Genomic DNA, 6,428 nt, shown 5'->3' with positions numbered 1-6,428 from the left:
GGACGGCGGTGGGCTGGGCGGCGGGGTTGTGGAACCAGGCCTTCTGGCCGAGGTACCAGATCGCCGTCCAGTCGCCCTGGCGCTCGGCCACGGCGTAGCGCTGGCCGGTGTTGGCGCGGGCGCTGTGGTCGTAGACGCTGTAGAGCGAGTCGCCGGTGGGGTGCTTGCCGATGTCCTTGACCAGCGGGGCGTCCTCACGCGGCTCGGTGCGGAGCCAGACCGACGACGAGCCGTGCGGCGCGCAGTCGGCCGTCGGGTTCTTGCGGTCGCAGCCGTAGTAGTAGGGCTGGTTCTTGGCGTAGTCGGGCAGGATCATCACCGACTGCGCCTTCGGGCCGCCGGAGGTGTGCAGGGGCTTGCCGAGCAGCTCGAAGTAGTGCGCCCAGTCCCAGAAGGGGCCCGGGTCCTCGTGCATGCCGCGCACGGTGGTCGGCAGGGTGCCCGGCACGTTGTCGTGGCCGATGATGTGCGCGCGGTCCAGCGGGACCCCGTGCCGCAGGGCCAGGTAGCGCACCAGCTTGGCCGAGGTGCGGTACATCGCCTCGGTGTACCAGGCCGCGCCCTCACCGAGGAAGCCCTCGTGCTCCAGCCCGATCGACTTGGCGTTGACGTACCAGTTGCCCGCCTGCCAGCCGACGTCCTTGGTCTTGAGGTGCTGGGCGACGTGGCCGTCGCTGGAACGGAGCGAGTAGTGCCAGCTCGCGGGACGCGCGGGGTCCTGCACCAGGTCCACCGAGGGGCCGAAGTACCCCTCCATGTCGTGGATGACGATGTAGTCGACCTTCTGGTTCCACGGCCGGTTCGACAGGTCGTGGTTGCCGTAGTCGTCGTCGGGCAGGGCCTGGTAGGGCGCCGGGATCCACTCGCACGAGATCGTGGGCGGACACTCGACGCCGTCGCGGCCGGGCCGGCGCAGGCCGAGCCTCTCCAGCCACTTCTCAAGCTTCTTCAGGCCGGGCACCGCCTTCAGCCCGACCTTCTGCCCGTCGTCGGTGACCCGCTCGGCGCCGGCCTGGATCGTGGCGTACACCTCGTCGGCGAAGAACTTCGCGGCCTCCGCCTCGGACGCGCCCGAGTAGCGGGCGACCGCGCCGTACCACTCGGCGGGGTCGGCGCTGAGCGGCGCGCCGAGCTGCTTCTGGTAATCGGCGAGCAGGGCCGCGCCACCGCGGATGTTCACGGCCGGGTCGGCGCGCAGGGCGTCGCGGCTCGCGCCGGTGAGCTCGGCGGCCTTCTCCAGCGTTCTGAGCGAGGCGGGGATCTCGGCCGGCGTCGCCGGCCGGGCGGTGACCGCGAGCGGGCGGCCGTCGTCGCCGCGGGGGTCCTCCTCGCCCTGACCGTGGTGGTCCGTGGCGGGCAGGTCGGTCAGCGCGGCGGCGTCGGTGAGGTGCATGGGGCCGAACCCGGCGGAGTTGCTGGGCCGGCCCGCGTTGGCGTCCCACCGTGACTCCAGGTAGGACACGCCGAGCAGGACGCTCTCCGGCACGTCGTAGGCCTTGGCGGCCTCGGCGAAGGCCGTCTGCCGGTCGCCTGGGGCCGCCTGCGCGGCCGACGCCGGCTGTATGAGGGCGAGACCGCCGACGGCGATGACGGCCGCGGCCGTCATGCGGAGCGGCGTGAGTCGTTGCATGGGGGTTGCTCCTCGGCTGGGGGATCCGATGCAGTCAGACTGCGAAGTTAAGATCGCGATGTCAATAAGTTTCTTCATATTTGTGGCAGTTGGAGAAGAATTTCTTCACCATCTGGCGTCGGTAAGGTTGAGCCGTTATGGGGATGAGCGCGGACCTCGTCGTGATGGGCGCCGGACCGTCGGGGCTGGCAGCCGCCTGGCGGGCGGCCCGGCGCGGGCTGTCGGTGACGGTGCTGGAGCGGGCCGACCACGTCGGCGGGCTGTCGGCGAGCTTCGAGGTCTCCGGCATCCGGGTGGACCACGGCAGCCACCGCCTGCACCCCGCCACCCCGCCGCACCTCCTGGCAGACCTGCGCGGGCTCCTCGGCGACGATCTCCAGCGACGGCCCCGCAACGGACGCCTGAGGATCGCAGACCGCTACGTGGGTTTTCCGCTGAAACCCGCGGAACTGGCCAAACGATTGCCTCCGGCGCTGCTGGCGGGGGTGGCCCGCGACGCGGTGACGGCCCCCCTGAGAGGGGCGGGCCGCGCCGGCACCTACGCCGGGACGCTCCGGGCGAGCCTGGGCCCCGCCCTCTACGAGGCGCTCTACGCGCCGTACGCGCTCAAGCTGTGGGGGCTGCCCGGCGAGGAGATCGACGGGGACCAGGCGCGCAAGAGGGTCACCGCCGACAGCCCGTGGAAGATCGCGCGCCGGATCCTCCGGGGACGGTCCGACGGGCAGGGAAAGATCTTCTACTACCCCCGCCGGGGCTTCGGCCAGATCGTCGACGCCCTCGCCGACGCGGCCACCGCCGCCGGAGCGGACATCCGCCTCGGTACGGCCTGCACGCGGATCGAGCCCGCGGCCGGAGCCGTCGTCCTGCACACCTCACCGGGGCCGGGGCCGGGGTCGGGGTCGGGAGCGAGGGCCGTGTCCGGGGATCCCGTGCCGAATGCGGGTTCCACGGCGGGGACCCGGCTGACCGCCGGGCGCGTGTTCTCCACCATCCCGATGCCCGCCCTGGCGCGGCTGGTGGAGCCCGGCCCCGGGCCGGAGGTCGCCGAGGCGGCCGGGCGGTTGCGGTTCCGGGCGATGGTGCTGGTCTACGCGGTCCACGAGGGCGGGCGGTGGACGCCGTTCGACGCGCACTACCTGCCGGGCCCCGAGACGCCGGTGACGCGGATCTCCGAGCCCGCCAACTACCGTGTCAGCGCCGACGATCCCGGCGACCGCACCGTGCTCTGCTTCGAGATCCCCTGTGCGGTGGGCGACGAGATCTGGGCCGCCGGCGACTTCTCCGGCGTCGTCCGCGACACCCTGGCCCGCTCCGGGCTCCCGCCGGTCAACCTGGCCGAGGTGGTCGTACGGCGGGTGCCGCACGTCTACCCGGTCTACGAGACCGGCTACGCCGAGCACCTGGCCGGCCTGGACGCCTGGGCCGGGACGATCCCGGACGTGACCACCTTCGGCCGCCTCGGCCTGTTCGCCCACGACAACACCCACCACGCCATGGCCATGGGCTACGACGCCGTCGACTCCCTCACCGAGACGGGCTGGGACGGCTCCGCCTGGCGGGCCGCCCGCAGGCGCTTCGCCGAACACGTCGTCGAGGACTGACCTCCGCGAGGCCCGCGAGGCCGTGAAGGTCGGCAGGAGTCCGTGAGCCCCGGCGGGTCCCCGGCCCTCGCTCCGGGGGCGCCGGCGGCCGGACGGATCTCGCGGGAGCGGCTCCGGATCACCCGCCCGTGGGCGGCGACTCCCTCAGCACGAGGTCGAGCAGTCCGGGGAACGCCTCGTCGAACTCGGGCCGGCGCAGCCGGTTGACCCGGCGCGGACCGGCGTCGCGCTGCTCGATGAGACCCGCCTGGCGCAGCACCGCGAAGTGGTGGCTCCGGGTCGCCTTGCCGACCGGCAGGTCGAAGGTGCCGCAGGCGCGTGTCCAGTCAGGCTCCCCGGCGAGCTCGCACAGGATCGCCCGGCGCACCGGGTCGGCGACCGCGTCCAGGGCGGCCTGCAGGGGGACGTCCGCCGGATGGACGTGGGTCAGGTTCCGGGCCCGTGCCGAACCTGCCGGGCCGCCCGCGTCCGCCGCGCTGTCCGATCTCGATCGTATGCTCATGTGGTCGACCTCCATCGAACAGTTTAGGTCGCCCGTGATGACCCGACGGGCCGGACGGGTCCGCCCGGGGACGGGGACGCGGTGTACGGGTGCCCGCCGTTCTGCTCCTCTACGGCGAGTTGAGCTCGCGGTGGACGGCGGGGACGACCTTGCGGAGGTAGGGGCCCAGCTTGACGAAGGACTCGCCGGTGGCGCGGAAGGCGTAGCGGATCGGGACCTCGTGGTAGCGGTAGCCCTTGGCCAGCAGGTCCAGGGTGAGGACCTGGGCGTAGTTGTAGTCGTGGATCACTTCGGCGGCGCGGGCCGCCGAGGGGGAGAAGGCGCGGTAGCCGCTCTGCCCGTCGGTGACGCCCTGCCTGGTCATCCAGCGGACCCAGACGGTCAGCACGCGGTTGCCGAACCGGCGGTGCGCCAGCATCCGCTCGATGTTCCCGGCGAACCTGGAGCCCACCACGTAGTCGGCCTCGCCGGTCAGGACCGGGCCCGCGACCCGTTCGATGTCCTCGGGGAAGTACTCCAGGTCGGCGTCCAGGTAGACGACCGCGGCCGGGTCCTGCCGTACCGCCTCCGCCAGCCCCCGCCGCACCGCGGCCCCCAGGCCGAGGTTCCCCGGCTRGGACACGACCGTCGCCCCCGCCTCCCGCGCGAGCGGGGCCGAGGCGTCCGTGGACCCGTCGTCCACCACGATCGTGACCACCCGCCGCCCGGCGACCGAGGCCGGGAGGCGCCTGACCACCTCCCCGACGGTCGCCTCCTCGTCGTGGACCGGGATRAACACGACGACCGGCGCGTCCGGGGAGACGGGCAGGGGGGCCGGCCGCGCGGGAAGCACCCGGGGCAGCCTGAGCCTGGTGGGAGTCACGAGAGCGAGTCCTCCGACGACGAGGGAGTAGGCGGTCTTCAGCGCGTGGGTGAGCAGGGCGACCGCGAACGCGGGTCCGGAGGCGACGCCGAGGGCGGTCAGCGCCGCCGTGGCCGCCGCCTCGTAGGAGCCGAACCCGCCGGGGGTCACGGCCACGGTCTGGGCGGCGATCGTCACGGCAGTCACCGCCACCGCCTCGGCGGGCGACAGCGCCACCCCCGCCAGCCGGGCCACCTCGTAGACCACCGCGGACTCCAGTACCCAGGCGGCCGCCGCCGCGGCGAAGACCGGGGGAAGCGCGGTCAGCGCCCGCCGCCGCCCGGCCCGGCCGTCACCGCCGGGGGCGAGCCGGAACGTCCCCCGCCCGGCCCGGCCGTCACCGATGGAGGCGAGCCAGAACATCCCCGCGAGCGTCGTCGCGGCGAGCACGCCGACCACCGGCCAGATCCAGCCGCCGACGAGCGTCCCGACCAGGCCGGGGGCGGCGGCCAGCGCGAGCAGCGCCACGGCGGCGAGATCGGCCGAGCGCAGGGCCACGGTGGAGGCCACCACCGCGGGCGCGGGGAGTCCGGTCCTGCGCAGGACCGTGGTCACCCGGAGCGCCTCGCCGAGCCGGAACGGCAGGACGTGGTTGCCGAGCAGGGACACGTGCAGCGCGGCCCAGGAGTGGCCGAGGGACAGCTCCGGCAGCACCCGCCGCCACGACCAGGTCCGCAGGGCGAACGCGCAGCCGTACAGCAGCAGGGCCGCCAGCACTCCCGGCGGATCGCGGAGCAGCGCGCGGAACGCCGCCGCGAGGTCCGGACCCGACACCACGCGGGCAAGGTAGGCCACGGCGACCGCCAGAACCAGCAGTCCGAGACCTCGGCGGACCGTCCTGGCCAGGGAGGAAGCGGGCATGGGGGTCCTCACCGGGAGCTTTGCGCTTTAGCTTAGTGAGGTTAGGCTACCTTTAGTGCGTTTGAGGAAAGGGTCAGGGGTGTCGTCCATCGTGACCGGGGCCTCCGGGTTCATCGGCCGGATGCTGACCCGGATGCTCGTCGATTCGGGTGAGAAGGTCATCGGCATCGACCGCGTTCCCCAGCCTCCGCGGCCGGGGCTGACCGTGCTGACCGCCGACCTCCTCGACGACGACGGGTTCGTGCGGGCCGCCCTCGCCGACGCCGACGCCGTCTACCACCTGGCCGGCTGCCCCGGCGTGCGCGACCACGGCGACGGCATCGCCTGGCGCCGCCACCGCGACAACGTCCTGGCCGGAGCGCGGGTGCTGAACGCCGTCCCGAAGCACGTGCCGCTGCTGGTGGCGTCCTCCAGCTCGGTGTACGGCGGGGCGCGCGCGGGCCGGCCCAGCTACGAGGCCGACCCCGTCCGGCCCGCCGGCGGCTACGCCGGGAGCAAGGTGCTGCTGGAGCGCCTGTGCGCCGAACGGCTCGAACGAGGCGGCAGGACCACGGTGCTGCGGCCGTTCACCGTGGCGGGTGAGGGCCAGCGGCCCGACATGGCCCTGTCCCTGTGGCTGGCCGCCGCGCGCGAGGGGCGCCCGCTGCGGGTCCTCGGCTCGCTGGACCGCACCCGCGACGTCACCGACGTGCGCCAGGCCGCCCAGGCGATGATCGACCTCGCGGCCTCCGGCGCCCAGGGTGTCGTCAACATCGGCACCGGCCGCGGCCAGACCCTCCGCGCCCTCGCCGCCGCCGTCGCCGAGGTCCTGGACACCGAGGTCGCCTTCGCCGTCGAACCCGCCCCCCGCGTCGAGCCGGGCGCCTCCCTCGCCGACACCCGCCGCCTCCGTTCCCTGATCGGCTGGTCCCCCCGGACCGACCTCCACGACGT

At 73.9% G+C, this 6,428-nt stretch carries 5 protein-coding genes; 2 read left to right on the top strand and 3 right to left on the bottom strand.

Going from position 1 to position 6,428, the window contains the following annotated elements:
- Window positions 1-1,630 (bottom strand): N-acetylmuramoyl-L-alanine amidase (locus CA984_RS41860; RefSeq protein ID WP_086578871.1); only part of this gene is annotated, 1,630 nt, incomplete at its 3' end.
- A 143-nt stretch (window positions 1,631-1,773) separates the two neighbouring features.
- On the opposite strand from CA984_RS41860, the gene CA984_RS41855 reads away from it, so the two are divergent.
- A complete protein-coding gene (locus CA984_RS41855) occupies window positions 1,774-3,231 on the top strand; it encodes a protoporphyrinogen/coproporphyrinogen oxidase (RefSeq protein ID WP_242676474.1) in 1,458 nt (485 codons plus the stop codon).
- 118 nt (window positions 3,232-3,349) lie between these two features.
- On the opposite strand, the gene CA984_RS41850 is transcribed toward CA984_RS41855, so the two are convergent.
- Entirely contained in the window at window positions 3,350-3,733 is a 384-nt protein-coding gene (locus CA984_RS41850) for an ArsR/SmtB family transcription factor (protein ID WP_086578869.1), read from the bottom strand.
- Window positions 3,734-3,842: 109 nt separating this feature from the next.
- Complete coding sequence (locus CA984_RS41845; RefSeq protein WP_086578868.1) at window positions 3,843-5,495, bottom strand: lysylphosphatidylglycerol synthase domain-containing protein; 1,653 nt, start codon at window positions 5,493-5,495, stop codon at window positions 3,843-3,845.
- A 79-nt stretch (window positions 5,496-5,574) separates the two neighbouring features.
- Here CA984_RS41845 and CA984_RS41840 point away from each other — a divergent pair.
- Window positions 5,575-6,428 (top strand): NAD-dependent epimerase/dehydratase family protein (locus CA984_RS41840; protein ID WP_086578867.1); only part of this gene is annotated, 854 nt, incomplete at its 3' end.

The organism is Streptosporangium minutum (genome assembly GCF_002149035.1).
GTDB classification, from domain to species: domain Bacteria; phylum Actinomycetota; class Actinomycetes; order Streptosporangiales; family Streptosporangiaceae; genus Streptosporangium; species Streptosporangium minutum.
Note: the sequence above shows the minus strand (reverse complement) of the source record. Positions and strands in the feature narration are given on the sequence as shown.